Raw genomic sequence first — 24,061 nt, 5'->3', positions numbered from 1 at the left:
CATTCGATCGGGCCGTACCGCCCGGGCCGATGCGCCGGCGCCGAGGCCCTTTCGCGTCGAATTTTCAACCCACCGAGTCGAACGACCGCGCACATGAACGCCGACGCCCAGCCCGAGAACTTCAGCATCCGCCGCGCCGCGCCGGCCGACACCGCCGTCCTGGCCGAGATTTCCGCGCGCAGCTTCGTCGAAACCTTCGGCGATTCGTATCCGCCCGAGGATCTGACCCGGTTTCTGGCCGAGACTTATTCGCACGCGGCGATCGACGCCTTGCTGGCCGATCCGCATTACGCGGCCTGGCTGCTCGAACGCGACGGCGTCGCGGTCGGCCACGCCCTGGCCGGCCCCTGCGGCCTGCCGCATGCGGACGTCGCGCCGGGCGACGGCGAACTCAAGCGCCTGTACGTGCTGCGCGAGGCGCAGAACGGCGGCTGGGGCGGGCGCCTGTTCCAGACGGTGCTGGACTGGCTGGAGCGCGACGGCCCGCGCAGGCTGTGGATCGGGGTGTGGTCGGAGAACTACGGCGCGCAGCGCTTCTACGGCCGGCACGGTTTTGAGAAAGTGGGGCATTACGAATTCGTGGTCGGCGACACCCGCGACCACGAGTTCATCCTGCGCCGCGACGCGCGCGGCTGAGCGCCCGCTCCGGGCGCGACGACTGCCCCCTGTAGGAGCGGCGTAAGCCGCGACCGCCGCAGCGACGATCGAAAGCGCGGCATCCGAAGGTGTGGATATCCGGTTTTCGGACGAACCGCTTGCGTATACCGCTGCGGTGGTCGCGGCTCACGCCGCTCCTACAGAAGCGGATTGCCGCTTCCGGCGATGCGCGGCGAGACGGCTCCGCCCGCGAGGGCGGAGCCGTGCGCCCGCTCAGGGCTGGTCGAGCAATACGTTCAGGGTCTTGGCGTCGAGCGCGCCGCGCTTGTGGCCGAGCTTGAGCAGCATCGCCTCCAGATCGCCGGCCGCGGCCGAGACCCGGGTGGTCGCCGCGGCGGCCTTGAAATCGCTGGCCGGCGCGGTGTCGATGCGGACCTCGCGGCCCTTGATCGTCAGCGGCTGCGGCTGGACTTTCGCCGCCGGGCCGCCGACGTGCTCGATCAGGATGCCGTTGTAGCCCAGCACCGGTTCGGCCGCGGCGCCTTGCTTGGCCGGCGCGGCCAGGGCATCGGCCAGACGGCTTTCGATCGCGCGCAGCGAGGCCGGGTCGGTGACGGTCAGCTCCGGATTCGGCCGGCCCGAATACACCAGGTAGGTGATGCGCAGCCCGGGCGATTCGGCGGCGCCGGCCAGGGCCGGGGCGGCGAGCAACAGCAGGGACGCGCACAGGGTCTTGAACTTGGACATGGTCGTGGTTCCTCCGTGAGCCTGGGATTCAGTTGACTTGCTCATGGCCGGCGCCCTCGATGCTGTCGGACCAGACCCGGTAGAAGCCGCAGAAGTCCGAGTACGGGCCGCGGTTAGCGTTGCGCGGGTCGAGGATCTCGTTGCCCGAGTTGTCGCGGTTGGTGGCTGCGGTGCCGCCGGGCTTGTGGGTCCACTTGCCGTTCGCATCGCGACGATACCAGTGGTAGTCGTAACCCGGCGCGACGACCAGGGCGGCGATGTTCTTGTGGCTGAGGTCGTTGATCTGGGTCGCGGCGACCGGTTCCAGGCCGTCGCGGTTGGCCGCGGCGACCACCGCCGTGCAGCTGAGCGAGGTGTACATCGCGCCGGCGGCGCGGCCGGGCTGGGCGAAGGTGTTGGTGGCTTTGTTGTTGGCGTAGTTGTAGCAGTTGTTGTTGCGCTGGCGGGTGCTGCCGTCGTTCCAGTAGGTCGGCTGGAACGCGGTACGCCCCGGCGCCATGATCTGGCCGATGCCGCCGGCGGTATCCGGGATCAGGCTGCGGTTGTAGACCAGCACCTCGTCGATGCGGTCGCTGAAGCGGTAGGAGGCGATGTCCTTGTGTCCGCCGATCAGGAACGGCCCGTCGAAGTTGTCGATGTTGTCCAGCCGCGGCGTCTGCTGGTCGGTGGTGCGGTAGCCGTCGATGTAGAACGAGATCGTCGCCGGCGAAGTGCTGCGGTTGACCGCCACCGCGACGTGGTGCCAGCGGTTCGGGCTCAGCGTGCGGCTGCCGTTGGAGACGTAGTTGTCCCAGGTGGTGCCGTTGTTGAGCTGCAGCAACAGGTGCTGGCCGTTGTAGACGGTGAACGAGTAGCCGCGGCCGGCGCCGCTGGCGCGGTTGTCGATGATGGTCTTGACCGAGGACGAGGACGGGCTGGCCATCCGCACCCAGGCGGCGAGGGTGAAGCTGCCGGTGCCGAAATTGAGGTTGGCCGAGTTCGGCACCTGCGCGTACTTGCCGCCGCTGAAATCGCCGGCGGTGTTGAGCCAGCCCCAGGACGAGGCCGTGCCGCCGACCAGCGTGCCGTTGCGGCCGTAGCCGCTGGTGTCGAATGCGGTGGTGCCTGACAGGTCCAGATGCCATTCCCCGACCAGTCCCTGCGTGACCCGCGGCGGCGCGGCGTGCACGGCGAAGCAGGGCGCGAGGGCCAGGCCCAGCGCCAGAAACCATGACGATCGATTCATACCGACTCCCTGGTGATGCCCGATGCGGGCGTCGGCAATCTAGGCGGGGGCCGGGGCGCGGACCGTGACTGGCGGCGCGCTTCGCAGGCGCCCGCCGCGCCGCCGCAGCAGCGGCGCGCGCATGTGTGAGCGGGACCGGCTTCGTACCGGAACCACCGTGTGAATGTGCTTTATGCAGCGCTGCCCGATGAGCGGGCGGACCGGCGCGCGACCACCGCCACGCCGGCCCGCCGCGGTCACCGACGGGCCGTCGTCGCGACGGTCACCGTCCCCAAGACCAGGCGGCCGCTGCCGTCGCGGCCGAGGTTCTGCGGCGCGATGCCGGGACGGCCCGGCCAGCTGTCGGCGATCGCCAGGCGCAGCGAATAGCTGCCCGGCGCCAGCGTCGCCGGCACCTGCGCGCTGGCGTCGGTCAGCGTCGCCGGCGCGCCCGGCAGCAGCGCGTTGAGCGGATAGTCGAAGCCGGCCTTGGCGCGGGTCACGCCGGTGCCGTCGACCCAGTGCAGTTGGGTGTCGTAGACGTGGTACAGCGGCGCCGAACCGGTGTTCTCGAGCGCGAGCTTGAGCGCGATGGTCGCGCCGGGCTGCATGGCGTCGGGCCAGTTGGCCTGGCGCACGGTGAACTCGTAGCCCAGCGCGCGCTTGATCGTGCGCATCTTGGCCGGGAAGCCGGTGCCGGTGTTCTCGTGCTGGCCGGCCGGGCCGAGCCAGCTGAAGTGGTAGTCGCGCAGCAGCTTGACGATGTCGGCGGTGCGCGAGGTCCAGGTCTTCTTCTGGTCGGCGTAGGGGCTTTCGCCGCCGATCGGGTTGGTCTTCCAGTTCGCGCGCGCGGCCGGCACTTCGTTGCGGTAGCCCCATTCCAGGTTCCACCAGCCGGTGTCGTCGCAGCGCGGCATGCGGGTGGCGAACAGGTTGCACATCGCGGTGAAGGAGGGGAAGAAGTCTTCGCTGATGCCGAAGTCGGCGCCGCCGATGTCGCTGGCGCGGGCGTAGCGGGTGTGCACCGGGGTCTGCACGAACGCGCTCGCGTAGGCGTCGCGCACCGCGGCGCGGGTGGTCGCGTCCGGCTCCCAGGCTTCGCAGCCGGAGGTGTGCCACTCGCCCCAGAAGCCGAGCAGGCCGACGTGCACCGCGGTGATGCGCGGGTCGCCGTCGTAGCGCGCGGCGAAGGCGCGCACGAACTGGCGCAACTGCTCGCGCATTGCCGGGGTGTTGTACTCCGGCGCGCGGCCTGGGCCGTCGCCGCCGCAGCTGCTGTAGTCGTGGCCGACCACGTTGAACGGCGCCTGCTCGAGGAACTTCGGGTAGTCGCGCTCGAGCTGGCCTTCGGCGGCGTTGAAGAAGTGGCTGATGTTGTTGGACACGCCATCGGGATAGTCGGCGACCGGACGCAGCACGAAGGTCGCGTTCGGGTTCTCCTTCAGGATCGGTTCCAGGTGACGTTTCTCGAAACCCGCCCAGTCGTACTGCTCGTCTGCGGTTTCGATTTCCCGCCAGGGGACGTAGACCTGGTACATGGTCGCGCCGTAGTGGTTGTCCGGCAGCCCGCCGTCGGCGGCGACGGTGGTGCCCCAGAGCAGGAAGCCGCGATGAGGATTGGACAGGTCGTCGCTGCTTTGCGCGGGGCGAAGTTCGCCTGCATCCGCGCGTACTGCTGGAAACACCGTAAGCGCGGCCAGCAGAGCCGAAGCGAGTACGTTGGCGATAGGCAGGGGCGAGTGCCGCAGAGTCATACGGGACGTCCGGGGGCGAGGGGAGGTCGTGCATGGTCGCGGCCGCCGGCCTGCGCTGGATCGGAACTGAGTCACATTCCATCCGGACGTTTGTTTTTATCTGCGTCTTTGCCCGCACCGGTCGCGCTGCGGATGGCCGCGGCCGCCGGCGCCGGATCGCGCGCCGGCCGCGGGCTTGGTTTCGGCGCGGGCGGCGACCATAGTCCGGGCATGAGTCCCGTCGCCGCCGCCGCACCCGCCCAGCCCTCCGCCCGCCCGCGCGGTCCGCGCCGTGTGCTGCTGCTGCACGGCATCTGGATGCCGGGCTTGTCGATGGCCTGGCTGGGCGCGCGCCTGGCCCGGGCCGGGTTCGAGCCGGAAGTGTTTGCCTACGCCGGCGCCGGCGCCGGTCCCGAGGCGGTGGTGCCGCGCCTGATCGAACAGATCGAGCGGCTCGACGCGCCCTGCCATCTGCTCGCCCACAGCCTGGGCGGATTGATCGCCCTGCGCGCCCTGGGCGAGCGCCCGCGGCTGCCGGTGCGGCGGGTGGTGTGCCTGGGCTCGCCGCTGTGCGGCAGCGCCGCGGCCGGCGGCCTGGCCCGCCACGCCTGGAGCGCGCCGGCCCTGGGCCGCGCCGCCGAGCTGCTGCAGCGCGGTTGCCCGCCCTGGCAGGGCGCGGCCGAGGTCGGGGTGATCGCCGGCCGCAGCCCGCACGGCCTGGGCCAGTTCTTCGGCCGCTTCCAGGGCGACAGCGACGGCACCGTGGCGGTGGACGAGACCCGGTTGCCGGGCCTGGCCGCGCATACCGTGATCCCGGCCAGCCACAGCGGCCTGCTGTTCTCGGCCCAGGCCGCGGGTCTGGCCGAGGCCTTTTTCCGTCGCGGGCGCTTCGGCGACTGAGGCGGCGGCGCCGGTCGATCGCAGCCGATCGCCGGCGGCGCGGCGCAATCGAGTAAAATCACCGGTTCGTTCACAAAATACGCCGGTAGCGCCATGGGTAGAGGTCCGTCGATCGAAGCACGCAAGAACGCCGAAGACGCGCGTCGCGGCAAGATCTTCACCAAGATCATCCGCGAGATCAGCGTCGCCGCGCGCCGCGGCGGCGGCGACCCCAACGGCAATCCCGGCTTGCGCAGCGCGGTCGACAAGGCCTTGTCGGCCAACATGTCCAAGGACGTGATCGAGCGCGCGATCAAGAAGGCCACCGGCGCGCTGGAAGGCGTGGATTACGAAGAGATCCGCTACGAGGGCTATGCCCCCGGCGGGGTCGCGGTGATCGTCGACTGCCTGACCGACAACAAGGTCCGCACCGTCGCCGACGTGCGCCACGCCTTCGGCAAGTTCGGCGGCAACCTCGGCACCGACGGCTCGGTGTCGTTCATGTTCGCCAAGCGCGGCGTGCTGTGGTTCCCGGCCGGCGCCGACGAAGAGAAGATCACCGAGGTCGCGATCGAGGCCGGCGCCGACGACATCGTTGTCTACCCCGAGGACGGCTCGATCGACGTGCTGACCGCGCCGGACGCCTTCGCCGCGGTCAAGGCGGCGATGGACGCCGCCGGTCTGGCCGCCGGCCAGACCGAGGTCACCTTCCGCGCCGACAACAACATCGCCGTCGCCGGCGAAACCGCCCAGCAGGTGGTCAAGCTGCTGAACTGGCTGGAAGACATGGACGACGTGCAGAACGTCTATTCCAATGCCGACCTGGGCGAAGACGCGTATGCGTGACGCGCGGGACTCGGGACTCGGGACTCGGGACTCGCGAGCGGCTTGCACAGCCGCTTGCGGCTTCTGCGGCTGAGCCCCAGAGCCGACCGCAGCCCTCATGTCGCCTCCCGCTTCCAATCCGAGTCCCGAGTCCCGAGTCCCGAGTCCCGGCAGCCGCCGCATCCTGGGCATCGACCCCGGGTCGCAGCGCACCGGCGTGGGCGTGATCGACGTCGGCGCCGACGGGCGCTGCGTCTACGTGCATGCGCGGGCGCTGAAGCTGCTTGACGCGGAGGACTTTCCTTCGCGCCTGGGCCTGCTGTGCGAGGGCCTGGAGGCGGTGCTGGACGAGTTCCGGCCCGACCAGATGGCGATCGAAACGGTGTTCATGGACAAGTCGGCGACCTCGGCGCTGAAGCTCGGCCATGCCCGCGGCGCGGCCCTGGCCACGGTGGTGCGCCGACGCATTCCGATCAGCGAGTACCCGCCGCGGGTGATCAAGCAGTCCCTGGTCGGCCGCGGCGCCGCCGACAAGCAGCAGGTCCAGCACATGGTGCGGCTGTTGCTGAACATTCCCGAAGCCAAGCTGCAGGCCGACGCCGCCGACGCGCTTGCGGTCGCCCTGACCCATGCCCACATGAGCGCCACGGCCCAGCGCACCGGCATCGCCACTCATCAGCTGCGCAGGCGCGGCGCCTGAGATGGCCGCCGTCCATCCTGCCGCCGGCGGCGGCGCATCGGTCCCGGCGCACGGGGTAGGGTGCCGCGCGCGCGGCTGCGTCGTATCCGGGGCGGGCGTGGATGCTGTCCCGCCGCCCGTCTTCTCGTTCTTCGGTTGCGCCCCGCGTGGCGCGCCGCATCGTCCATCTGGAGTCAGGTCGTGATCGGTCGCCTCAAAGGCATTCTCGTCCACAAGCAACCGCCGTGGCTGGTGGTCGACGTCCACGGCGTCGGCTACGAGCTGGAAGCGCCGATGAGCACGTTCTACGACCTGCCCGAACTCGGCCGCGAAGTGGCCTTGTTCACGCATTACGCGCAGAAGGAAGACAGCGTTTCGCTGTACGGCTTCCTGCGCGAAACCGAGCGGCGCCTGTTCCGCGACGTGCAGAAGGTCAGCGGGATCGGCGCCAAGATCGCCCTGGCGGTGCTGTCGGGCGTGCCGGTCGAGGAATTCGCCCGCCTGGTCCAGGCCGGCGACGTCACCGCGCTGACCCGCATCCCCGGGATCGGCAAGAAGACCGCCGAACGCATGGTGGTCGAGCTGCGCGACCGCGCCGCCGACCTGGCCGGTGCCGGCGCCACGCTCGGCGGCTCCGGCGGCGTGCCGGCCGACCCGCAGAGCGAGGCGGTGGTGGCCCTGCAGCAGTTGGGCTACAAGCCGGCCGAAGCCGCGCGCATGGTCCGCGATGCCGCCGCCGCCGGCGACGATGCTGCCGCCATCATCCGCAAAGCGCTAAAGTCCGCGCTGCGCTGAGCCCCCTCGGGTCGTTCCCGGAAGCATACGAATGTCCTCCACGGTTCCCAGTTCCCAGTCCAAGCATGCGCCCTCCGCCGATGGCGGCCATCACGGCCACCATCCCAAGCAAGGGCTGCCCGGCCTGATCGTGGGCGCGATCGGGGTGGTGTTCGGCGACATCGGCACCAGCCCGCTGTACACGCTGAAAGAAGCGTTCTCGCCGCATTTCCACCTGACCAGCAACCACGACACCGTGCTCGGCATCCTGTCGCTGGTGTTCTGGGCGCTGATGATCGTGGTGACGCTGAAGTACGTCACCATCATCATGCGCGCCGACAACGAGGGCGAAGGCGGGATCATGGCGCTGATGACCCTGGCCCAGCGCACCCTGGCCAAGGGCGGGCGCTCGGCCTATGTCGTCGGCATCCTGGGCATCTTCGGCGCCTCGCTGTTCTTCGGCGACAGCGTCATTACCCCGGCGATCTCGGTGCTCGGCGCGGTCGAGGGCCTGGAAGTCGCCGCGCCCGGCCTGCACCGCTTCATCGTGCCGATCACCGTGGTCATCCTGGTGATGGTGTTCCTGGCCCAGCGCTTCGGCACCGAGAAGGTCGGCAAGGTGTTCGGGCCGATCACCATGATCTGGTTCGTCTCGCTGGCGGCGATCGGCGTCTACAACATCGTCCAGGAGCCCGAGGTGCTGAAGGCGCTGAACCCGTGGTGGGGCGTGCGCTTCTTCATGGAGCACGGCGCGCAGTCGGTGCTGATCCTGGGCGTGGTGGTGCTGGCGGTGACCGGCGGCGAGGCGCTGTACGCCGACATGGGCCACTTCGGCGCCAAGCCGATCCGCTGGGCCTGGTACATCATGGTCCTGCCGAGCCTGATGCTGAACTACCTCGGCCAGGGCGCGTTCGTGTTGCAGCACCCGCGCGCGGTGGTCAACCCGTTCTTCGAGGCGGTGCCGTCTTGGGCGCTGTACCCGATGATCGTGCTGGCGACGATGGCCGCGGTGATCGCCTCGCAGGCGGTCATCACCGGCGCCTACTCGGTCGCGCGCCAGGCCATGCAGCTGGGCTACATCCCGCGCATGCAGATCAAGCACACCTCCAGCAGCACCATCGGCCAGATCTATGTGCCCTACATCAACTGGATCCTGGCGATCGCGGTGATCACCGTGGTCCTGGCGTTCCGCAGCTCGACCGCGCTGGCCAGCGCCTACGGCATCTCGGTGTCGGCGACGATGCTGATCGACACCCTGCTGCTGGCCCTGGTCGCGCGCGCGCTGTGGCCGCGCTGGCGCAAGTGGGTGCTGCCGCTGTGCGTGGTGTTCTTCGTGGTCGACGTCGGCTTCGTGATCGCCAACGGCGCCAAGTTCTTCGACGGCGCCTGGTTCCCGCTGGTGCTGGGCCTGGTGGTGTTCACCCTGCTGCGCACCTGGCGCCGCGGCCGCGAGCTGCTGCACGAGGAAGTGCGCAAGGAAGGCATCCAGCTCGACAGCTTCCTGCCCGGGCTGATGCTGGCGCCGCCGGTGCGGGTGCCGGGCACGGCGATCTTCATGACCGCCGACAAGGGCGTGGTGCCGCACGCGTTGCTGCACAACCTCAAGCACAACAAGGTGCTGCACGAGCGCAACGTGTTCCTGACCGTGGAGACCCTGGGCGTGCCGTACGCGCCGAAGGACAAGCGGCTCAAGATCGAGGCGATCGGCAACGACTTCTACCGGGTGCTGATCCGCTTCGGCTTCATGGAAGTGCCCGACGTGCCGCTGGCGCTGATGCGCTCCTGCGACGCCGGCGGGATCTACTTCGACCCGATGGACACCACCTATTTCGCCAGCCGCGAGACCGTGGTCGCCAGCCGCCACCGCGGCATGCCGATCTGGCGCGACCGCCTGTTCGCCTTCATGCACCGCAACGCGGCGCCGGCGACCGGCTTCTTCCGCATCCCGGGCAATCGCCTGGTGGAGCTGGGTGCGCAGGTGGAGATCTAAGCGCGCGCAGCGCGCTGCCGGGAATGGGGAATAGGGAATTGGGAATGGTAAGAGCCAAGGGCGGGATCTTTGGCTCTGGCGGATTTCAGCTCGAATCCTAGGCAGTGAAGCTGCGAAGGCGTTCCACAGGCCCAGCTACGACGCCACCGCTTGGCCAATCCCCAATCCCAATCCCCGCCCAAGGCAATAGCGTCGCGGGCAACGCTGCGGTGCGCCGGGCGCGACGGGAAGCACCGTTGCAGCGGCGGCGGATTCCGCCGGGCGCCGGCTGCGCCTAGCTTCGTCGGCACTTTCCCGACGACGAGGTGTCCGCGATGTCCCAGCCCCGCGCTTTCGTGATCCAGGAACGAGACGCCGAAACCCTGCACGGCAACGGTTCGCAGCTGTGGCTGCTGGCCGAGGCCAGCGACTGCTGCGGCGCGCTCGGCGCCAACCGGTTGCGCCTGGAGCCCGGCTCGGCCGGGGCCCGGCCGCATTTGCACAAACGTTCCAGCGAAGCCTTCTACGTCCTCGACGGCGCGCTGGAGATGGTCATCGACGGCGAGCCGGTGCGGGTGGAGCAGGGCGGCTACGCGGTGATTCCCGCCGGCGTGGTGCACTCCTTCGCCGCCGGCCCGGATCAGGTCGCCGACGTGTTCGTGACCCTGACCCCGGGCGTGGACCGCTTCGACTACTTCCGCGCCCTGCCGGCGATCCTGCGCGGCGAGGTCGACGCCGAGTCCCTGGCCGAAATGCACGAACGCTACGACGTGCATTTCGTTTGAGCGCCCGGCCCGCCGCATGCCTTTCGTTTGAGCTAGCCCGGCATCGCCTTTGCAATTCCCCCCTTTGAAAAAGGGGGGTAGGGGGGATTTGCTTCTGCTTTCATAGCAAAAAGCCGAAAAGCAAATCCCCCGCGCCGCCTGTCAGGTCCGACTTCGTGCCCTCGCCGGGCGCCAGCCCCCTTTTCCAAAGGGGGCGCCGATTGATGCGCCCGTTTCTCCAGGTCCGATTCCCGCGCATGCGAACCCCGGCGGTCACGGTTCTGCAACGCGGGCCGCCTGCCTAAGCGAAGTCGTAAGCCGAAGCCCGCCGGCACTTCCCACCCCTGCGCCCGCGCCCGTCCCATGCGAACATAGCCGCATGAACGACCGCATCATCGCCGCCGGCGCCACCCGCGAAGACGAGGCCATCGAGGCCTCGATCCGGCCCAAGCGCCTGGACGAATACCTCGGCCAGCAACCGGTGCGCGAGCAGCTGAAGATCTACATCGAGGCCGCCAAGCACCGCGGCGAGGCGCTCGACCACGTGCTGATCTTCGGCCCGCCGGGCCTGGGCAAGACCACCCTCAGCCATGTCATCGCCAACGAACTCGGGGTCAACCTGCGCCAGACCTCGGGTCCGGTGATCGAGAAGGCCGGCGACCTGGCCGCGCTGCTGACCAATCTGCAGCCGCACGATGTGTTGTTCGTCGACGAGATCCACCGCCTCTCGCCGGTGGTGGAGGAAGTGCTGTACCCGGCGATGGAGGACTACCAGATCGACATCATGATCGGCGAGGGCCCCGCGGCGCGCTCGATCAAGCTCGACCTGCCGCCGTTCACCCTGATCGGCGCGACCACCCGCGCCGGCCTGCTGACCGCGCCGCTGCGCGACCGTTTCGGCATCGTCCAGCGCCTGGAGTTCTACAACGCCGAGGAACTGACCCGGATCGTGCGCCGCTCGGCGCAGATCCTGGGCATCGCCTGCGAACCGGAGGGCGCGGCCGAGATCGCCAAGCGCTCGCGCGGCACCCCGCGCATCGCCAACCGCCTGCTGCGCCGGGTCCGCGACTACGCCCAGGTCCGCGCCGGCGGGATGATCGATCGCGCCACCGCCGACGCGGCGATGGCCATGCTCAAGGTCGACCCGGAGGGCTTCGACGAGCTCGACCGGCGCCTGCTCAAGACGATCATCGAGGCCTTCGACGGCGGCCCGGTCGGGGTCGAGTCCCTGGCCGCGGCGCTGAGCGAGGAGCGCGGCACTCTGGAAGACGTGATCGAGCCCTATCTGATCCAGCAGGGCTACCTGGTCCGCACCGCCCGCGGCCGCATGGCCACCCCGCGCGCTTACCGTCATATCGGCCTGGACCCCAGGGAATCGAAAATCGGGAACGGGGAGCCGGGCGAACTGTTCTGAGTCCCGTCCCCGCGAACCTGGAAGTCGCCATGTCCCCCGAATCCCTGATCCCCCAGCCCCCATCCCTCATGTTCAGTTGGCCGACACGCGTCTACTGGGAAGATACCGACGCCGGCGGGCTGGTGTATCACGCCCAATATTTGGCCTTCATGGAGCGCGCGCGCAGCGAATGGGTGCGTGCGCTCGGGTACGGACAGGACGGTCTGCGCCTGCAGCATGGGCTGTTGTTCGTGGTCGCCGGCATGCAGATCGGCTTCCTCAAGCCGGGCCGGCTCGACGACGCGCTCGAGGTCACGGTGGAACTGCGGCGCTGCCGCCGCGCCAGCCTGATCTTCGCGCAGACGGTGCGGCGCGGCGAGGAGGCGCTGATCGAGGCCGAGGTGCGGGTCGCCGCGGTCGACGCGGCGCAGCTGCGTCCGTGCCCGATCCCGCCGGAGCTGTATGCGCAATTGCAGGCGCAGCTGGCCCCGGACCCGGCCGGCTGATCCCGGCGCCATCCACCCCATTTTGACCGGCGGTACGTTACTTCCCACGCACCGCCCGCCCCGACACAGGCCCGCGTTTCGGGCTATGGAGAACCAAGCATGACGTCATCGCTGATCGCGCTTCTGGCCACGACCGTGGAAGCCCTGCCGGAGGAAGCCGCCCAGGCCGTGACGCAGGGCGCGGCCGCGGCCGGCAACGCCGCCGCCTCGTTCAACCTGTGGGATCTGGTGATCAAGGCCAGCATCCCGGTGCAGTTCATCATGCTGCTGCTGGTGGTCGCTTCGCTGACGTCCTGGATCATCATCTTCCGCAAGTGGAAAGTGATCCGCCGCGCCAAGACCGAAGCCGATCAGTTCGAAGAGCGCTTCTGGTCCGGCGCCGAGCTGTCCAAGCTGTACGCCGGCAGCACCGAGCGCAGCCGCGCGATCGGCGGCCTGGAGGCGATCTTCGAATCCGGCTTCCGCGAGTTCAACCGCATCCGCCAGCGCCGCGGCGTCGACGCCCGCGCCCAGCTCGAAGGCGCCCAGCGGGCGATGCGCGCGACCGGCTCGCGCGAACTCGACGGCCTGGAGCACAACCTGGAACTGCTGGCCAACATCGGCTCGACCTCGCCCTACATCGGCCTGGTCGGCACCGTGTTCGGCATCATGGTGACCATGCATTCGCTGGTCTCCGCGTCCAAGCAGGTCGGCATCGCCGACGTCGCTCCGGGCATCTCCGAGGCGCTGCTGGCGACCGCGATGGGCCTGTTCGTGGCGATCCCGGCGGTGTGGGCCTACAACCGCTTCGCCACCGGCGTGGAGCGCCTGGCGGTGCGCTACGACGCGTTCTCCGAAGAGTTCTCCTCGATCCTGCAGCGCCAGGCGCACCTGGACGAGTGATGCGGCGCAAGCCCGTCGCCCCGACCCGCCCGCGCCCGCATCGCCGCGGGCAACGCGCCTAACCGAGGAGTCCGCCATGTCCGGCACCGCCATCCGCCGCCATCGCAAACGCAAGCTCAAGGCCGAGATCAACGTCGTTCCCTACATCGACGTGATGCTCGTGCTGCTGATCATCTTCATGGTCACCGCGCCGCTGCTGACGCTCGGCATCGACGTCGACCTGCCCAATTCCAACCTCAAGTCGATGGACACCAAGACCGACCCGGTCGTGGTCCAGGTCGACGAGAAGGGCAACTTCTTCCTCGCGGTCAAGGCCGGCAGCAACGAGGCGGTCGACCGCGACACCCTGCGCACCAAGGTCCACGCCCTGGTCCAGCAGAACGGCAAGGACAAGCTGCAGGTGTTCGTCGCCGGCGACGGCCGCGCTAACTACCAGCCGATCATGGATGCGATGAACATCCTGAAGGACGCCGGGGTGCAGAAGGTCGGCCTGATGAGCCAGCCGGAGAAGGGCGCCAAGCGATGAGGGAAACCCGCGCCGACACCACCCAAGCGGTGCTGCTGGCCGTGCTGCTGCACGGCCTGCTGGTCGCGGCCATCCTGTTGAGCATGCTGTGGCGGCCGAGCGAGCAGGTGTCCGCCGCCGGTTCGCCCTTGTCGTCCGAGTTGACCGAGTTCAGCGACCTGTCGGCGGCGATGCAGCGCACCCTGCGCAATCGGCCCGAGCCGCTGCCGCAGCCCGAGCCGGAACCCGAAGAGGCGCAGCCGCTGCCGCAGCCGGTGCCCGAACCCAAGCCGCAGGACGCGGTCGCGCCGCAGCAGCAGTCGCCGCAGGATTTCATCCCGGTGCCCGACGAGACCACCCAGGAACAGGTGGTCGACACGCCCACGCCGAACCGCGCCGAAGAGCAGAAGGTGCAGGAGGCCAAGGCCAAGCAGGCCCAGGTCGACCTGACCGAGCAGAAGCGCCAGGAAGAAGCGCAGCAGAAGCAGCGCCTGGCCGAGCAGCAACTGCTGGAAAACCAGAAGAAGCTCGAGCAGATCCGCCGCGAACGCGCGCGCCTGCAGCGCGAGCAGGACCTCAGCGCGCAGAAGCTGCAGCAGATCGCCGACGCCCGCGCCAACCAGGCCAGCCAGGCCGCCGCGGCGTCGACCTTGGCCAATAGCGGCAACCAGGGCGTCGACACCGGCCTGGCCGCGCGCTACGCCGCGGCCCTGCAGGCGGCGATCGTCCAGAAGTGGACCCGGCCCGAGTCGATCCCGGTCGGCGCCGGTTGCCGCCTGAACATCCGCCAGCTGCCCGGCGGGCAGGTCAGCGGGGTCGAGGTGGTCGAGCCCTGCGCCTACGACGAACAGGGCCGGCGCTCGATCGAGGCCGCGGTGCTCAAGGCCCAGCCCTTGCCCTATGCCGGTTTCGAGAAGGTGTTCTCGCGCAACCTCAACCTCAATTTCAGAGCCGAGGACCGCTGAGTGGCGGCCACGGACGGCGATCGAACCCGCATGCGCGGCGCCCGTTGGCCGGCCGTCGCGGTCCTGGCCGCTTGCGCCTTCGCCGCTGGCGCGGCTGGCCCGGCGCCGGATCCTTGCGCCGCCCGGCCCGAGCGCTGCGCGCCGTACAAGGCCCAGCGCTACGCCGAGGAAATCCAGAACGCGGTAATGGCGCAATGGCAGCCGCCGGCCGGCCTGGGCGCCGACCGGGTCTGCGTGTTCGAGTTGCGCCAGCGCCCCGGCGGCCGCTTGGACTCGGTCGCCGCGGTCTCGCCCTGCGCCTTCGACATGCCGGCGCGCGAGTCCTTCATCGCCGCCGCGCGCGCCGCCCAGCCCTTGCCCTACCAGGGCTACGAGCAGGCGTTCCGGCCGGTGCTGCGGCTGGAGATCCGCGGCCCCGACCCCGACGATCCGCCGCCCAAACGCTGGTGGCAGCGCCTGCGCGAGCGCGGCCGGGATCGCTGAACAGGGCAGGGCGGCACTTCCGCCTGCCGCTGCCCCGATCCGCGCCATGCCGATCGTGCCTTTTGCGGCCGAAACCGCCCTGGCCACACGATTGACCCCCGGCTTTGAGCCCACGTTCACTCTTCAGCGTTAACAATGCCGAACCTGAACAAATCCCCGTCGAACTGTCACGGAGTGCCGATGAAACGACCCGCGCGCTGGCTGGCTACGCTGCTGGCTCTCCTGCTTCCTCTGGCGGCCTCGGCCCAGCAGCAGGGGCTGGAAATCGACATCGTCGGCGGCAACGCCTCGGCCCTGCCGATCGCCGTGGTGCCGATGCCCTACCAGGGCGGCGCGGCCGCGCCTGGGACCGACATCGCCGAGGTGGTGCGTAACGATCTCAATCGTTCCGGCCAGTTCCGCGGCCTGCCGGTGGACCAGATGGCCGCCAAGCCGACCCGCGGCAGCGAAATCAGCTACCCGGATTGGCGCGCGCTGAACCAGGACTACATCGTGGTCGGCCGGGTCGCCGACGCCGGCGCCGGCAGCTATCGGGTCGAGTACGAGCTGTTCGACGTGGCCAAGCAGCAGCGCCTGCTCGGCTTCGCCCTGACCGCGCGCTCCAACGCCATGCGCGACGTCGCCCACCAGATCGCCGACGCGGTCTACGAGAAGATCACCGGCGTGCGCGGCGCGTTCTTCACCCGCATCGCCTACGTCACCGCCACCGGCACCGGCCGCAGCAGCAACTACGCGCTGATGGTCGCCGACTCCGACGGCTACAACCCGCAGACCGTGGTCCGCTCGCCGGAGCCGCTGCTGTCGCCGTCGTGGAGCCCGGACGGCAGCCGCCTGGCCTACGTCAGCTTCGAGGGCGGCAACTCCTCGATCTACATCCAGAACATCGGCACCGGCAGCCGCGAGCTGATCGCCAAGTACCGCGGCATCAACGGCGCGCCGGCGTTCTCGCCGGACGGCCGCCGCCTGGCCCTGACCCTGTCGCGCAGCGGCAACCCCGAGATCTACGTGATGGATCTGGGCAGCAAGTCCTTGAACCAGCTGACCAACCACTTCGGCATCGACACCGAGCCGACCTGGTCGGCCGACGGCAGCAAGATCTATTTCACCTCCGACCGCGGCGGCAAGCCGCAGATCTACCAGGTCGCGGCCAGCGGCGGCGGCGCCACCCGGGTCACCTTCCAGGGCAGCTACAACGCCAGCGCCAGCGTGTCCTTCGACGGCAAGAAGATCGCCACCGCCCAGGGCGCCGGCAACACCTACCGGATCGCGATGATGGACGCCAGCCTGGGCTCGCCGCGCTGGACCACCCTGTCGCCGGGCTCGCTGGACGAGTCCCCCAGCTTTGCCCCGAACGCCTCCATGATCATTTATGCTGCGCGCGAAGGACGCCGTGGCGTGCTCTATGCCGTTTCCGCCGATGCCCGGGTGCGCCAGCGCCTGGTCCTCGCCGATGGCGATGTGCGCGAACCGGCCTGGGGACCTTACCGCCTGCCGCGCTGACCCGCCGGCCGCGCCGGGACGCCCCGCGCGCGGATCGCGCCACACCCCCGAACGACTCCTGCCCCACAGCTCCATCTGACGAGGAAACCCCATGAACAACACCGCTCGCCTCCTGCTCGCCGCCGTGCTGTGTACCGCGGCCGTCGCCTGCTCGAAGAAGGTCAAGGAAGTGCCGCCGACCGACACCGGCACCGGCCCGTCGACCTCCGTGCCCAGCGACACCGGCCCGGTCGCCTCCGGCGCCTACGGCCCGAACGACCTGGACACCGACGCCTGCCTGCGTCAGCGCGTGGTGTACTTCGACCTCGACCAGGATTCGCTGAAGCCGGAATTCCAGAACATCGTCGGCTGCCACGCCAAGTACCTGCGCGACCGTCCGTCCTCGCGCATGACCCTGGAAGGCAACGCCGACGAGCGCGGCAGCCGCGAGTACAACCTCGGCCTCGGCGAGCGCCGCGGCAACGCGGTGTCCTCGGCGATCCAGGCCAACGGCGGTTCGGGCAGCCAGATCACCGTGACCTCCTACGGCGAAGAGCGCCCGGTCTGCACCGAGTCCAACGAAGACTGCTGGGCCAAGAACCGCCGCGTCGAGATCGTCTACACCGCCAAGTAATCGGCCGTCGTAGCGTCCACGCAGAACCACGAGGCTCACAGCGATGCGTAAGTTCGCACTAGCCTTGGCGATCGTGGCGGCCTTCTCGGCCGCCACGCCCGCGTTCGCGCAGCGCGCCAGCCTCGCCGACCGCGTCGCGGTCCTCGAGCAGCGCGCCGCCGACAACCAGGCCAATCTCGATCTGCTCAACCAGGTGACCCAGCTCAAGACCGAGCTGCAGTCCCTGCGCGCCCAGGTCGAGGAACTGCAGCAGCTCAACCGGCAGCTGCAGGAAACCAGCAAGGCCCAGTACCTGGACACCGACGGCCGCCTCAACCGCCTCGAAGGCGGCGCGGGCGCGGCGCCGGCGGCCGGGGCCGCGCCGCAGGCCGCCGCTCCGACACCGCCGCCGCCGGCGGTGAAGGACAGCGCGCCGAGCGTGCACGGCGATCCGGGCCTGCTGGCCCAGAGCGGCGACGAGCGCGGCGCCTACGACACCGCGTTCAACGCCCTCAAGGCCGGCCAGTACGTCGAGTCCGCGCGCCTGTTCCAGGCCTTTCTCGGCAACTTCCCCGGCGGCGCCTACGCGCCCAACGCGCTGTACTGGCTGGGCGAAAGCTATTACGTGACCCAGAACTACCAGCTCGCGCAGGAGCAGTTCCAGGCCCTGCTCGACCGCTACCCGACCCACGACAAGGCCGCCGGCGCCCTGCTCAAGATCGGCCTGGCCCAGTTCGGGCTGAAACAGGTCGACGCCGCCGAACGCACCCTCGCCGACGTCGCCGCCCGCTATCCGGGCACCGATGCCGCCCGCACCGCCTCCGATCGCCTCAACGCGATCCAGCTGAGCCGGCTGCGCAACTGAGTCCCACCGTGAATACCGCCGTTACCTCCGAGACGGCCGCCGCGCCGTCCGAGCGCCTGCGGCTCACCGAAATCTTCCTGTCGCTGCAGGGCGAATCGAACAGCATCGGCTGGCCGACCGTCTTCGTGCGCCTGACCGGCTGCCCGTTGCGCTGCCAGTACTGCGACACCGCCTACGCCTTCCACGGCGGCGAGTGGTGGGAGTTCGAAGCGATCCTGGCCGAGGTCGCCAAGCACGGCGCCCGCCACGTCTGCGTCACCGGCGGCGAGCCGCTGGCGCAGAAGCGCTGCATCGCCCTGCTGGAAAAGCTCTGCGACGCCGGCTACGACGTCTCGCTGGAGACCTCCGGCGCGATCGACATCGGCCCGGTCGACGCGCGCGTGTCGCGGGTGCTGGACATCAAGACCCCGGGCTCGGCCGAAGTGCACCGCAACCTGTGGAGCAACCTGCCGCTGCTGACCGCGCGCGACCAGGTCAAGTTCGTGATCTGCAGCCGCGAAGACTACGACTGGTCCAAGGCCGTGGTCGCCGAGCACCGCCTGACCGAAGTCTGCGACGTGTTGTTCTCGCCCAGCTTCACCCAGATCAAGCCCAGCGACCTGGCCGACTGGATCGTCGCCGACCGCCTGCCGGTGCGGTTCCAGCTGCAGTTGCACAAGATCCTCTGGAAGGACGAGCCGGGGCGCTGAGGAGCCGGGATTGGGGATTCGGGATTCGCTTTGAGCGGATCGATCCCCGCGGATAGAGCGGCGTCTGATGTTGTAGCGCCATCTGGTGTTGGATCGGAAGCCGACAGACGTTTCCATTCACCGGCGTTGCTCTGGCTCGTCATCCCCGCGAAGGCGGGGATCCAGAGACTTCAGAGCCATGCCGCGGTAAAGCCCTGGATCCCCGCCTTCGCGGGGATGACGAGCAAGAACAAGCGAAAGGCAAAGTCGCCGTTTTAGCCTTTTCCCGAATCCCGAATCCCGAATCCCGAATCCCGAATCCCGACCATGAAAAAAGCCGTAGTACTCGTCTCCGGAGGCATGGACTCCGCCGTCGTCGCCGCCATCGCCCGCGAGCAGGGCTATGCCGTGCATGCCCTGAGCGTGCGCTACGGCCAGCGCCACACCTCCGAGCTCGACGCCGCCGCGCGCATCGCCGCCACCCAGGGCGCGGTCGCGCACAAGACCGTCGCGGTCGACCTGCGCAGCATCGGCGGCTCGGCCCTGACCGACGAGAGCATCTCGGTGCCGCTGGACGACGACGGCCACGCCATCGGCCAGGACGCGGCCAAGGACGCGATCCCGGTCACCTACGTGCCGGCGCGCAACACCATCATGCTGTCGATCGCCCTGGGCTGGGCCGAAGTGCTGGGCGCCAACGACATCTTCTGCGGCGTCAACGCGGTCGACTATTCCGGCTACCCGGACTGCCGCCCCGAGTTCATCGAGGCCTTCCAGACCCTGGCCAACCTGGCGACCAAGGCCGGCGTCGAAGGCGCCGGCCTGCGCGTGCAGGCGCCGCTGCAATTCCTCAGCAAGGCCGACATCGTCCGCGAAGGCGTGCGCCTGGGCGTGGATTTCGCCGAAACCGTGTCCTGCTACAAGGCCGACGACGCCGGCCGCGCCTGCGGCCACTGCGACGCCTGCCGCCTGCGCGCCGAAGGCTTCGCCGCCGCCGGCGTGCCGGACCCGACCCGCTACGTCTGAGCCGGCGCGCCTGAACCGCGCCGCGAACGGGGGCGCTGACTCGGCCGCACGGGTTTTGCTAGAATGACCGACCCCGGCCGCGCGCTGGGGCCAGCAATCGAGCTTTCGGGTCGTTAGCTCAGTCGGTAGAGCAGAAGACTTTTAATCTTTTGGTCGAAGGTTCGAATCCTTCACGACCCACCAAACACCAAGCCCCGGGCGCCAGCCCGGGGCTTTTTGTTTTCGCAGCCGCCGATCCGGCGCCAAGGGGTAGGAGCGGCGCAAGCCGCGACCGCGTCGCCGCGACCTCGCGCCGAAACCACCGCATCGCCTCGTCGCCGCCGCACCCAAGCCCCGACGCCAGCAAGGGTAGGAGCGGCTTAAGCCGCGACCACGCCGCCGCACCTCGCGCCGAACCCGCGCGAAGGCGTTTCCCACGACGCTCACTCCAGCGGCCGGCCCAGGCTTTCCGCCTCTCCCGCGCTGAGAAACCGCGAAAACACCTCCGTGCCCGAACGAAGCACCTCGGCCTCGATCGCGCAAACCCGTTCGACCCGCGCGAACCGCCACTGCACCTCGCCCTCGACGGTCGCATAACCGACCTCGTCCGCCGGTCCCAGCCGCTCGGCCTGCTCCAGCGCCTGCGCCTGCGATCCGGCCCGAATCAGCACGATCCGCTCCTCCCACAACCCATCCTTGCGCGGCGGCCGATGACAGGCCTGGTACATCAGACTGGCCGCGTACCAATAACCCTCGCCGCCGCGCTCGTCGGTCGGACCTGCTTCGCTGCCGTTCCCCGTCATCGTCCACCTCGCTTCGGATCGCCAACCACTGCCTCGCGCATCGCGTCCGGATCGTCCTCGCGCGTCGGCAAACGGTCGCGATGTTCCAACGCCTGCTTCATTCACGCACGGTCGGTCCCAAGCCGGGTGCCCCTGGCCGATGCCTGTTCGCCGGCAAACCCGAGCAAGCCACCGGCGAACACCTCGACCTTTCTGACCTCGTATCGCTCGTCGTCCAGTTCGCTGATCAGGACGATTGGATCGTGCTTGCCTGCACGATGCCATATGGCCTTTAGATATCGCACTCAGCCGCTCCTGATTAAGGCTGTGATGGGGCTAGAGGGGCTTCCCGTCATTGCAACTGATGCTTTGAAGATCATCCGGCAGCGTTAAGAGGCGGTGGCACTAGTCGCGAATAATCGCAACCGTGAAGCGGATCGGCAGGCCAAGTTTGCCAAGCTCTGCAATTGATGGCGAGTCGATCGCGAACTCGCTTGTTCCACCGCCGCCAGCTTCGGCGGCCTGCGCAATGAAGACATCCACAAAGGCCTCTTCGACTCCGGGGAGGTCGGAGAGGTCGGCACTATTGACCGAAAGTTCAGAGGTGAGCTGCTTCAGCAATGCCGGTAAATCTATTGTCGACTTCTCGGTTCTGGTCAGCTTCCAGAGGCCTGTGCGCCGGGTGATCTCCCTTCCGTTCGCTGAGATGTAATTGTCCCCGCGCCTGTGCGACTCATCTGCTTCAGTACCTATCCGTGCATTCAACTCCTCTGGAACCAAATCGTCGCCTTTCAGGTAGATCGCTACCGTATGCAGAACCCTTGTGTCATTCATATTGATCTTCGGGGCGCGAGGGAAATTCAGTTAAGGTCCATGCGTCCCCGGCGAGACGTTGATGACCCGATCTAATGGTGCTGCGAGTAGTTGAGCTTGCCCCGGGCCTCTTCGACAAGCATTTCAACGGTCGAGGTCGGGCCTGTGATGGTAAGTCCTATGTATGTTTCGGACTCGATCGTAACCAGGACCTCCCCTAGCCCTACCTTGAGCGTTTCGAGTTGCTGCGAGCCGCCCATCCCCCACGACCCGTTAAGGAAGATCGCTTGATTTTCGATAAGGACTGTCCGAAGCGCGTCCCTAAGAGCGTCGTCGTGCTCGTCGCCGAAGTTGATAGTGATTTGATCGGTGCTCATTTTCTGGAAGGCCCGTTGAGGGCGTTTTCCGCAAGTTTGAACGGAAAAACGCTTTGATCAGTTCGGTAAAGTTGCGCGTCCGCCGAGGCTTGAGAGTCATTGCGTGGCAAACGCGCGTTCCAGTGCGTCCGCAGAGTTCTGCAACTCGTCGAGGTCGGGAGATGTCCAGCCGCTTTCCCTGCACGCGGCGAGGACAGCCTTGGCCCGCTTCAGCAAATCGCCAGCGAAAGACGCAGCATCCGCTTCCGCTTCAGCGAACACGTTTCGCCGGCCATCCCCGGTCAAAGCCCTGAATCGGAGGATGCCGTCGGCTTCCTTCTCGATCTCCACGCTGTACGGACCGTCCATGAAATTCACGATCTCCCGCTTACGGCCTCCGACGGTCAAGTTGTAAACGGCTCTTAGCCACCACCTTAGAACCACTACAACGAAGTCGCTCCAGTCCGAGCTTGGAAAGTCCGTTCCGTCCATTGATATGTAGATGCAGCCTAGTGCTGGTCGCGATGCGCGGGCGTCAATGTTGGCGGCGTCGACAATCAGATGGACGTTCATTGCCGATTCGTTGCTGGATATGCAGTTGGAAAGGGTCGGGTCAGAGAGGTTTCCGGCATGTCTAGACGGAAAATTGCTCTGACCCGGTACTCCATTAGATACTGGAAGCCCAATGTTGTCGGCAACCTATCGACGCTGTCGATTAGTTTTCTTTATGTTTTTCGTTCTGACTGGCGCGGCTTCCTCTCTGATTGCATTCAAATCGCTTTCATTTGGCAAGATGTCGTCCTTGCGCTCCATTGGATTCTTCATGCGGCGAATGTCATACCAGACTTGATTGGCGTCGGTCTCAATGCCTAAGTGCAAAAGGTCCATTATGCCGATAAATTCAAAATGATAGCTTGCATCTGGATTTTCATGGTTCGAGAATTGCTCGGATTTTCCCAGTCTGCGGGCTTCGGAAAGAGCCGATTTTGCGCTCTTTGACTCGATCAGGATGATTCGTTCCTCGACTGTGCGCAGGGAATAGCTGCTATCTTCGTTCGAGTATCTGAACTGGAAAAGTAACTTTGCGGCATATCTTCTTCTCATTCGCAAATACCTTCTTGTTCGTTCTGGTCGGGCCCCATGGGGGAGTTGCTCATGAAGGGCATTCTAATATTTTGAATCGTTGCTACGGGAGGCTGTTCGATGGTGCATTCGTTGAACTGGCAGTAGAACGAGCATGCGTTGTAATCGCCTGCCTCGCACTGCTCTTTCCAGAGATTTTCAAGGAGCCAAAGAGGGAGGGCTCCCTCAGCCATTGTGCCGCCACGCTTGATTACTTTTAGGAGCCCTCTGAGGTTGTTTATGTGAGACTTGCTTGCGCCGTTTTTCTTTGCGTCTTTGAGTGCGGCTTCAACCTCTTTGGCACTGGATTTTTTGTTAAGGCTTCCGACGCTTAGATTTCTTTTTTCGCCCTTGCTGAGTCCAAAAGGATCGAGGCTGGCTGAGGGTGAATTATCGACGTAAAGAAAAGTTCCGATTCCCCCTGATAAGCCAATTGGATCACTCTGCACATACCGCCCACTCCCCGCATCGTAATCCCGGAAGTAGTTGTAATTCAGCCCCGTAGCCGCGTCATACCGCTGCCCCGGGAAGCGCAGGTCGAACACGAACGCAGTGCCGTCCTGGTCGGGGTCCTGGTTGGGGGTGTCGTTGCCGAAGGCTTCGCCCTTGGCGTTCCAACTCCAGATGGCGACGTTGCGGGTGGCGTCGATCACCGTGCGCGGGGTACTCCTTGGCGGTGCCGCCGATGCTGGTGGTGTTGCCGACCGCGTTGTAGCCGCGGGCGACGCCGCCGACGTTGCTCAGGCGGTGGCTGGTGGCCGGGTAGGTGTAGTTAGTCGTCTTGCTGCCTTGCAAGACGCTGGTACGGTTCCCGGTCTTGTCGTAGCCGGAGGTTTCGATCGGTGTGTTGCTGGGGCCGTCGCAGGTGATCTGGAGGAACCGGGTCAGCGGAAGAACCGAGTCAGAGCGACTTTCCGACAGGCTAAATGGAAAGGTGCTCTGACCCGGTTTTCCCAGTTTTCGTCTTGGCGAGGGTTCACCCTGATGGTAAACGCGGTCGGGTGCTGTGCGGCACCGTAGTCTCAGGTGGCAATTGGCGCCGTTAGCCAGTGGGGCAGTCAGGGCGTAGGTGGACTGACCAGAAAATAATGATAACTATTTGCCTTGCAGCACGCCTCTCTAATTTTGTTTATATTTGGCACGAAACTGCCAAAAAGAAAGGCCTGGCAAGCTGAGGCCTTTCTCTCTGTTAACTATTCTCGGGGGCTAGCCAAGCTCGGCGATTAACAATTTCGCCGAATTTAGTGTCTCCAAGAAGGCGTCAAGAGGAAGTTCGAAAGTAGCGTCAACAGGCGAGAACCTGGACGGAATAACGAGCTCGCATGCATCCAGCCCCTTGTCTTTATTGAGCTCAGCGATGGGAATTCCTTTGTAGCGAATCTCCACGGTCATCCCCTCGTAATCCAGGTCGCTGAATGGGGCTATTTGAAATTCTGATGAATTATTCATATTT

General features: G+C 67.2%; 28 protein-coding genes, 1 tRNA gene and 1 pseudogene. 19 read left to right on the top strand and 11 right to left on the bottom strand.

The annotated features are described in order from the left end of the window. Window positions 1-93 precede the first annotated feature (93 nt). Window positions 94-636 (top strand): GNAT family N-acetyltransferase, encoded by a 543-nt coding sequence (locus tag K4L06_RS01600; protein ID WP_221669729.1) that lies wholly within the window; start codon window positions 94-96, stop codon window positions 634-636. A gap of 234 nt (window positions 637-870) precedes the next feature. Here K4L06_RS01600 and K4L06_RS01595 read toward each other — a convergent pair whose 3' ends face one another. From K4L06_RS01595 to K4L06_RS01585, 3 genes are all read right to left on the bottom strand, one after another. After that, on the bottom strand, window positions 871-1,344 hold the full coding sequence (locus K4L06_RS01595) for a hypothetical protein (RefSeq protein ID WP_221669728.1): 474 nt from the start codon (window positions 1,342-1,344) through the stop codon (window positions 871-873). A 28-nt stretch (window positions 1,345-1,372) separates the two neighbouring features. Beyond that, window positions 1,373-2,569 carry a LamG domain-containing protein gene (locus K4L06_RS01590; protein ID WP_221669727.1) on the bottom strand — a complete coding sequence of 399 codons (1,197 nt, stop codon included), beginning with the start codon at window positions 2,567-2,569 and terminating at the stop codon, window positions 1,373-1,375. Between the two features lie 236 nt (window positions 2,570-2,805). Beyond that, window positions 2,806-4,302: a DUF4832 domain-containing protein gene (locus tag K4L06_RS01585; protein ID WP_221669726.1), complete on the bottom strand. Its 1,497-nt coding sequence runs from the start codon at window positions 4,300-4,302 to the stop codon at window positions 2,806-2,808. A 210-nt stretch (window positions 4,303-4,512) separates the two neighbouring features. Between K4L06_RS01585 and K4L06_RS01580 the strand changes: the two genes are divergently transcribed. The 18 genes from K4L06_RS01580 (at window position 4,513) to K4L06_RS01495 (ending at window position 19,739) form a co-directional block, all read left to right on the top strand. After that, window positions 4,513-5,181 carry an alpha/beta fold hydrolase gene (locus K4L06_RS01580; RefSeq protein WP_221669725.1) on the top strand — a complete coding sequence of 223 codons (669 nt, stop codon included), beginning with the start codon at window positions 4,513-4,515 and terminating at the stop codon, window positions 5,179-5,181. Between the two features lie 93 nt (window positions 5,182-5,274). Further along, on the top strand, window positions 5,275-6,006 hold the full coding sequence (locus K4L06_RS01575; RefSeq protein ID WP_221669724.1) for a YebC/PmpR family DNA-binding transcriptional regulator: 732 nt from the start codon (window positions 5,275-5,277) through the stop codon (window positions 6,004-6,006). Between the two features lie 97 nt (window positions 6,007-6,103). Then, on the top strand, window positions 6,104-6,685 hold the full coding sequence (gene ruvC, locus K4L06_RS01570) for a crossover junction endodeoxyribonuclease RuvC (protein WP_221669723.1): 582 nt from the start codon (window positions 6,104-6,106) through the stop codon (window positions 6,683-6,685). Window positions 6,686-6,865: 180 nt separating this feature from the next. Next, entirely contained in the window at window positions 6,866-7,459 is a 594-nt protein-coding gene (gene ruvA / locus K4L06_RS01565) for a Holliday junction branch migration protein RuvA (protein ID WP_221669722.1), read from the top strand. Window positions 7,460-7,574: 115 nt separating this feature from the next. Next, complete coding sequence (locus K4L06_RS01560) at window positions 7,575-9,428, top strand: potassium transporter Kup (protein WP_343225807.1); 1,854 nt, start codon at window positions 7,575-7,577, stop codon at window positions 9,426-9,428. 314 nt (window positions 9,429-9,742) lie between these two features. Continuing rightward, window positions 9,743-10,192 carry a cupin domain-containing protein gene (locus tag K4L06_RS01555; RefSeq protein WP_221669720.1) on the top strand — a complete coding sequence of 150 codons (450 nt, stop codon included), beginning with the start codon at window positions 9,743-9,745 and terminating at the stop codon, window positions 10,190-10,192. A gap of 358 nt (window positions 10,193-10,550) precedes the next feature. Then, window positions 10,551-11,585 (top strand): Holliday junction branch migration DNA helicase RuvB, encoded by a 1,035-nt coding sequence (gene ruvB, locus K4L06_RS01550; RefSeq protein WP_221669719.1) that lies wholly within the window; start codon window positions 10,551-10,553, stop codon window positions 11,583-11,585. Between the two features lie 29 nt (window positions 11,586-11,614). Beyond that, entirely contained in the window at window positions 11,615-12,070 is a 456-nt protein-coding gene (ybgC, locus tag K4L06_RS01545; protein WP_221669718.1) for a tol-pal system-associated acyl-CoA thioesterase, read from the top strand. A 99-nt stretch (window positions 12,071-12,169) separates the two neighbouring features. After that, window positions 12,170-12,952, top strand: a complete 783-nt coding sequence (gene tolQ, locus K4L06_RS01540) for a protein TolQ (RefSeq protein WP_221669717.1) — start codon at window positions 12,170-12,172, stop codon at window positions 12,950-12,952. A gap of 76 nt (window positions 12,953-13,028) precedes the next feature. Next, window positions 13,029-13,478, top strand: coding sequence for a protein TolR (gene tolR, locus K4L06_RS01535; RefSeq protein WP_221669716.1), 450 nt, complete (start codon window positions 13,029-13,031; stop codon window positions 13,476-13,478). Beyond that, window positions 13,475-14,422, top strand: a complete 948-nt coding sequence (gene tolA, locus K4L06_RS01530; protein ID WP_221669715.1) for a cell envelope integrity protein TolA — start codon at window positions 13,475-13,477, stop codon at window positions 14,420-14,422. The genes tolR and tolA overlap by 4 nt, the downstream gene beginning before the upstream one ends. Before the next feature lie 30 nt (window positions 14,423-14,452). After that, on the top strand, window positions 14,453-14,905 hold the full coding sequence (locus K4L06_RS01525; RefSeq protein ID WP_221669714.1) for a TonB C-terminal domain-containing protein: 453 nt from the start codon (window positions 14,453-14,455) through the stop codon (window positions 14,903-14,905). Between the two features lie 180 nt (window positions 14,906-15,085). Continuing rightward, on the top strand, window positions 15,086-16,405 hold the full coding sequence (tolB, locus tag K4L06_RS01520; protein WP_221669713.1) for a Tol-Pal system beta propeller repeat protein TolB: 1,320 nt from the start codon (window positions 15,086-15,088) through the stop codon (window positions 16,403-16,405). 91 nt (window positions 16,406-16,496) lie between these two features. Beyond that, the gene (gene pal / locus K4L06_RS01515; RefSeq protein ID WP_221669712.1) at window positions 16,497-17,018 is read left to right on the top strand and encodes a peptidoglycan-associated lipoprotein Pal; all 522 of its coding nucleotides are present in this window, start codon (window positions 16,497-16,499) and stop codon (window positions 17,016-17,018) included. Window positions 17,019-17,061: 43 nt separating this feature from the next. Continuing rightward, complete coding sequence (gene ybgF, locus K4L06_RS01510) at window positions 17,062-17,862, top strand: tol-pal system protein YbgF (protein ID WP_221669711.1); 801 nt, start codon at window positions 17,062-17,064, stop codon at window positions 17,860-17,862. 8 nt (window positions 17,863-17,870) lie between these two features. Then, window positions 17,871-18,551 carry a 7-carboxy-7-deazaguanine synthase QueE gene (gene queE / locus K4L06_RS01505; protein WP_221669710.1) on the top strand — a complete coding sequence of 227 codons (681 nt, stop codon included), beginning with the start codon at window positions 17,871-17,873 and terminating at the stop codon, window positions 18,549-18,551. Window positions 18,552-18,857: 306 nt separating this feature from the next. Continuing rightward, window positions 18,858-19,556, top strand: coding sequence for a 7-cyano-7-deazaguanine synthase QueC (gene queC / locus K4L06_RS01500; protein WP_221669709.1), 699 nt, complete (start codon window positions 18,858-18,860; stop codon window positions 19,554-19,556). Window positions 19,557-19,663: 107 nt separating this feature from the next. Next, a tRNA-Lys gene (locus tag K4L06_RS01495) sits at window positions 19,664-19,739 on the top strand. 239 nt (window positions 19,740-19,978) lie between these two features. Here the strand turns inward: K4L06_RS01495 and K4L06_RS01490 are convergent. The 8 genes and pseudogenes from K4L06_RS01490 to K4L06_RS01455 form a co-directional block, all read right to left on the bottom strand. Next, window positions 19,979-20,338 carry a DUF4288 domain-containing protein gene (locus K4L06_RS01490; protein ID WP_221669708.1) on the bottom strand — a complete coding sequence of 120 codons (360 nt, stop codon included), beginning with the start codon at window positions 20,336-20,338 and terminating at the stop codon, window positions 19,979-19,981. A gap of 101 nt (window positions 20,339-20,439) precedes the next feature. Beyond that, the gene (locus K4L06_RS01485; RefSeq protein WP_221669707.1) at window positions 20,440-20,622 is read right to left on the bottom strand and encodes a hypothetical protein; all 183 of its coding nucleotides are present in this window, start codon (window positions 20,620-20,622) and stop codon (window positions 20,440-20,442) included. A gap of 100 nt (window positions 20,623-20,722) precedes the next feature. Next, window positions 20,723-21,151, bottom strand: coding sequence for a DUF4279 domain-containing protein (locus K4L06_RS01480; protein ID WP_221669706.1), 429 nt, complete (start codon window positions 21,149-21,151; stop codon window positions 20,723-20,725). A gap of 71 nt (window positions 21,152-21,222) precedes the next feature. Continuing rightward, window positions 21,223-21,507 carry a hypothetical protein gene (locus tag K4L06_RS01475; RefSeq protein ID WP_221669705.1) on the bottom strand — a complete coding sequence of 95 codons (285 nt, stop codon included), beginning with the start codon at window positions 21,505-21,507 and terminating at the stop codon, window positions 21,223-21,225. A gap of 96 nt (window positions 21,508-21,603) precedes the next feature. Further along, the gene (locus K4L06_RS01470) at window positions 21,604-22,059 is read right to left on the bottom strand and encodes a hypothetical protein (protein WP_221669704.1); all 456 of its coding nucleotides are present in this window, start codon (window positions 22,057-22,059) and stop codon (window positions 21,604-21,606) included. A gap of 126 nt (window positions 22,060-22,185) precedes the next feature. After that, window positions 22,186-22,590 carry a DUF4288 domain-containing protein gene (locus tag K4L06_RS01465; RefSeq protein WP_221669703.1) on the bottom strand — a complete coding sequence of 135 codons (405 nt, stop codon included), beginning with the start codon at window positions 22,588-22,590 and terminating at the stop codon, window positions 22,186-22,188. A gap of 374 nt (window positions 22,591-22,964) precedes the next feature. Next, window positions 22,965-23,469 (bottom strand): annotated as a pseudogene (locus K4L06_RS22465) (RHS repeat-associated core domain-containing protein); the annotation flags it as partial. A gap of 345 nt (window positions 23,470-23,814) precedes the next feature. Then, window positions 23,815-24,057, bottom strand: a complete 243-nt coding sequence (locus tag K4L06_RS01455; RefSeq protein ID WP_221669702.1) for a hypothetical protein — start codon at window positions 24,055-24,057, stop codon at window positions 23,815-23,817. Window positions 24,058-24,061 lie beyond the last annotated feature (4 nt).

The organism is Lysobacter sp. BMK333-48F3 (assembly GCF_019733395.1).
In the GTDB taxonomy this organism is placed as follows: Bacteria; Pseudomonadota; Gammaproteobacteria; order Xanthomonadales; family Xanthomonadaceae; genus Lysobacter.
Note: the sequence above shows the minus strand (reverse complement) of the source record. Positions and strands in the feature narration are given on the sequence as shown.

Bases quoted from the DNA above. Each gene is read 5' to 3' on its own strand.
- tolR (WP_221669716.1), top strand. From the start codon at position 13,029: ATGTCCGGCACCGCCATCCGCCGCCATCGCAAACGCAAGCTCAAGGCC.
- K4L06_RS01470 (WP_221669704.1), bottom strand. From the start codon at position 22,059: ATGAACGTCCATCTGATTGTCGACGCCGCCAACATTGACGCCCGCGCA.
- K4L06_RS01465 (WP_221669703.1), bottom strand. From the start codon at position 22,590: ATGAGAAGAAGATATGCCGCAAAGTTACTTTTCCAGTTCAGATACTCG.
- K4L06_RS01475 (WP_221669705.1), bottom strand. From the start codon at position 21,507: ATGAGCACCGATCAAATCACTATCAACTTCGGCGACGAGCACGACGAC.
- K4L06_RS01575 (WP_221669724.1), top strand. From the start codon at position 5,275: ATGGGTAGAGGTCCGTCGATCGAAGCACGCAAGAACGCCGAAGACGCG.
- ruvB (WP_221669719.1), top strand. From the start codon at position 10,551: ATGAACGACCGCATCATCGCCGCCGGCGCCACCCGCGAAGACGAGGCC.
- tolB (WP_221669713.1), top strand. From the start codon at position 15,086: ATGAAACGACCCGCGCGCTGGCTGGCTACGCTGCTGGCTCTCCTGCTT.
- K4L06_RS01600 (WP_221669729.1), top strand. From the start codon at position 94: ATGAACGCCGACGCCCAGCCCGAGAACTTCAGCATCCGCCGCGCCGCG.
- pal (WP_221669712.1), top strand. From the start codon at position 16,497: ATGAACAACACCGCTCGCCTCCTGCTCGCCGCCGTGCTGTGTACCGCG.
- K4L06_RS01590 (WP_221669727.1), bottom strand. From the start codon at position 2,569: ATGAATCGATCGTCATGGTTTCTGGCGCTGGGCCTGGCCCTCGCGCCC.
- tolA (WP_221669715.1), top strand. From the start codon at position 13,475: ATGAGGGAAACCCGCGCCGACACCACCCAAGCGGTGCTGCTGGCCGTG.
- K4L06_RS01490 (WP_221669708.1), bottom strand. From the start codon at position 20,338: ATGACGGGGAACGGCAGCGAAGCAGGTCCGACCGACGAGCGCGGCGGC.
- ybgF (WP_221669711.1), top strand. From the start codon at position 17,062: ATGCGTAAGTTCGCACTAGCCTTGGCGATCGTGGCGGCCTTCTCGGCC.
- queC (WP_221669709.1), top strand. From the start codon at position 18,858: ATGAAAAAAGCCGTAGTACTCGTCTCCGGAGGCATGGACTCCGCCGTC.
- K4L06_RS01585 (WP_221669726.1), bottom strand. From the start codon at position 4,302: ATGACTCTGCGGCACTCGCCCCTGCCTATCGCCAACGTACTCGCTTCG.
- K4L06_RS01555 (WP_221669720.1), top strand. From the start codon at position 9,743: ATGTCCCAGCCCCGCGCTTTCGTGATCCAGGAACGAGACGCCGAAACC.
- ruvC (WP_221669723.1), top strand. From the start codon at position 6,104: ATGTCGCCTCCCGCTTCCAATCCGAGTCCCGAGTCCCGAGTCCCGAGT.
- K4L06_RS01525 (WP_221669714.1), top strand. From the start codon at position 14,453: ATGCGCGGCGCCCGTTGGCCGGCCGTCGCGGTCCTGGCCGCTTGCGCC.
- tolQ (WP_221669717.1), top strand. From the start codon at position 12,170: ATGACGTCATCGCTGATCGCGCTTCTGGCCACGACCGTGGAAGCCCTG.
- K4L06_RS01455 (WP_221669702.1), bottom strand. From the start codon at position 24,057: ATGAATAATTCATCAGAATTTCAAATAGCCCCATTCAGCGACCTGGAT.
- K4L06_RS01580 (WP_221669725.1), top strand. From the start codon at position 4,513: ATGAGTCCCGTCGCCGCCGCCGCACCCGCCCAGCCCTCCGCCCGCCCG.
- ybgC (WP_221669718.1), top strand. From the start codon at position 11,615: ATGTCCCCCGAATCCCTGATCCCCCAGCCCCCATCCCTCATGTTCAGT.
- K4L06_RS01480 (WP_221669706.1), bottom strand. From the start codon at position 21,151: ATGAATGACACAAGGGTTCTGCATACGGTAGCGATCTACCTGAAAGGC.
- K4L06_RS01595 (WP_221669728.1), bottom strand. From the start codon at position 1,344: ATGTCCAAGTTCAAGACCCTGTGCGCGTCCCTGCTGTTGCTCGCCGCC.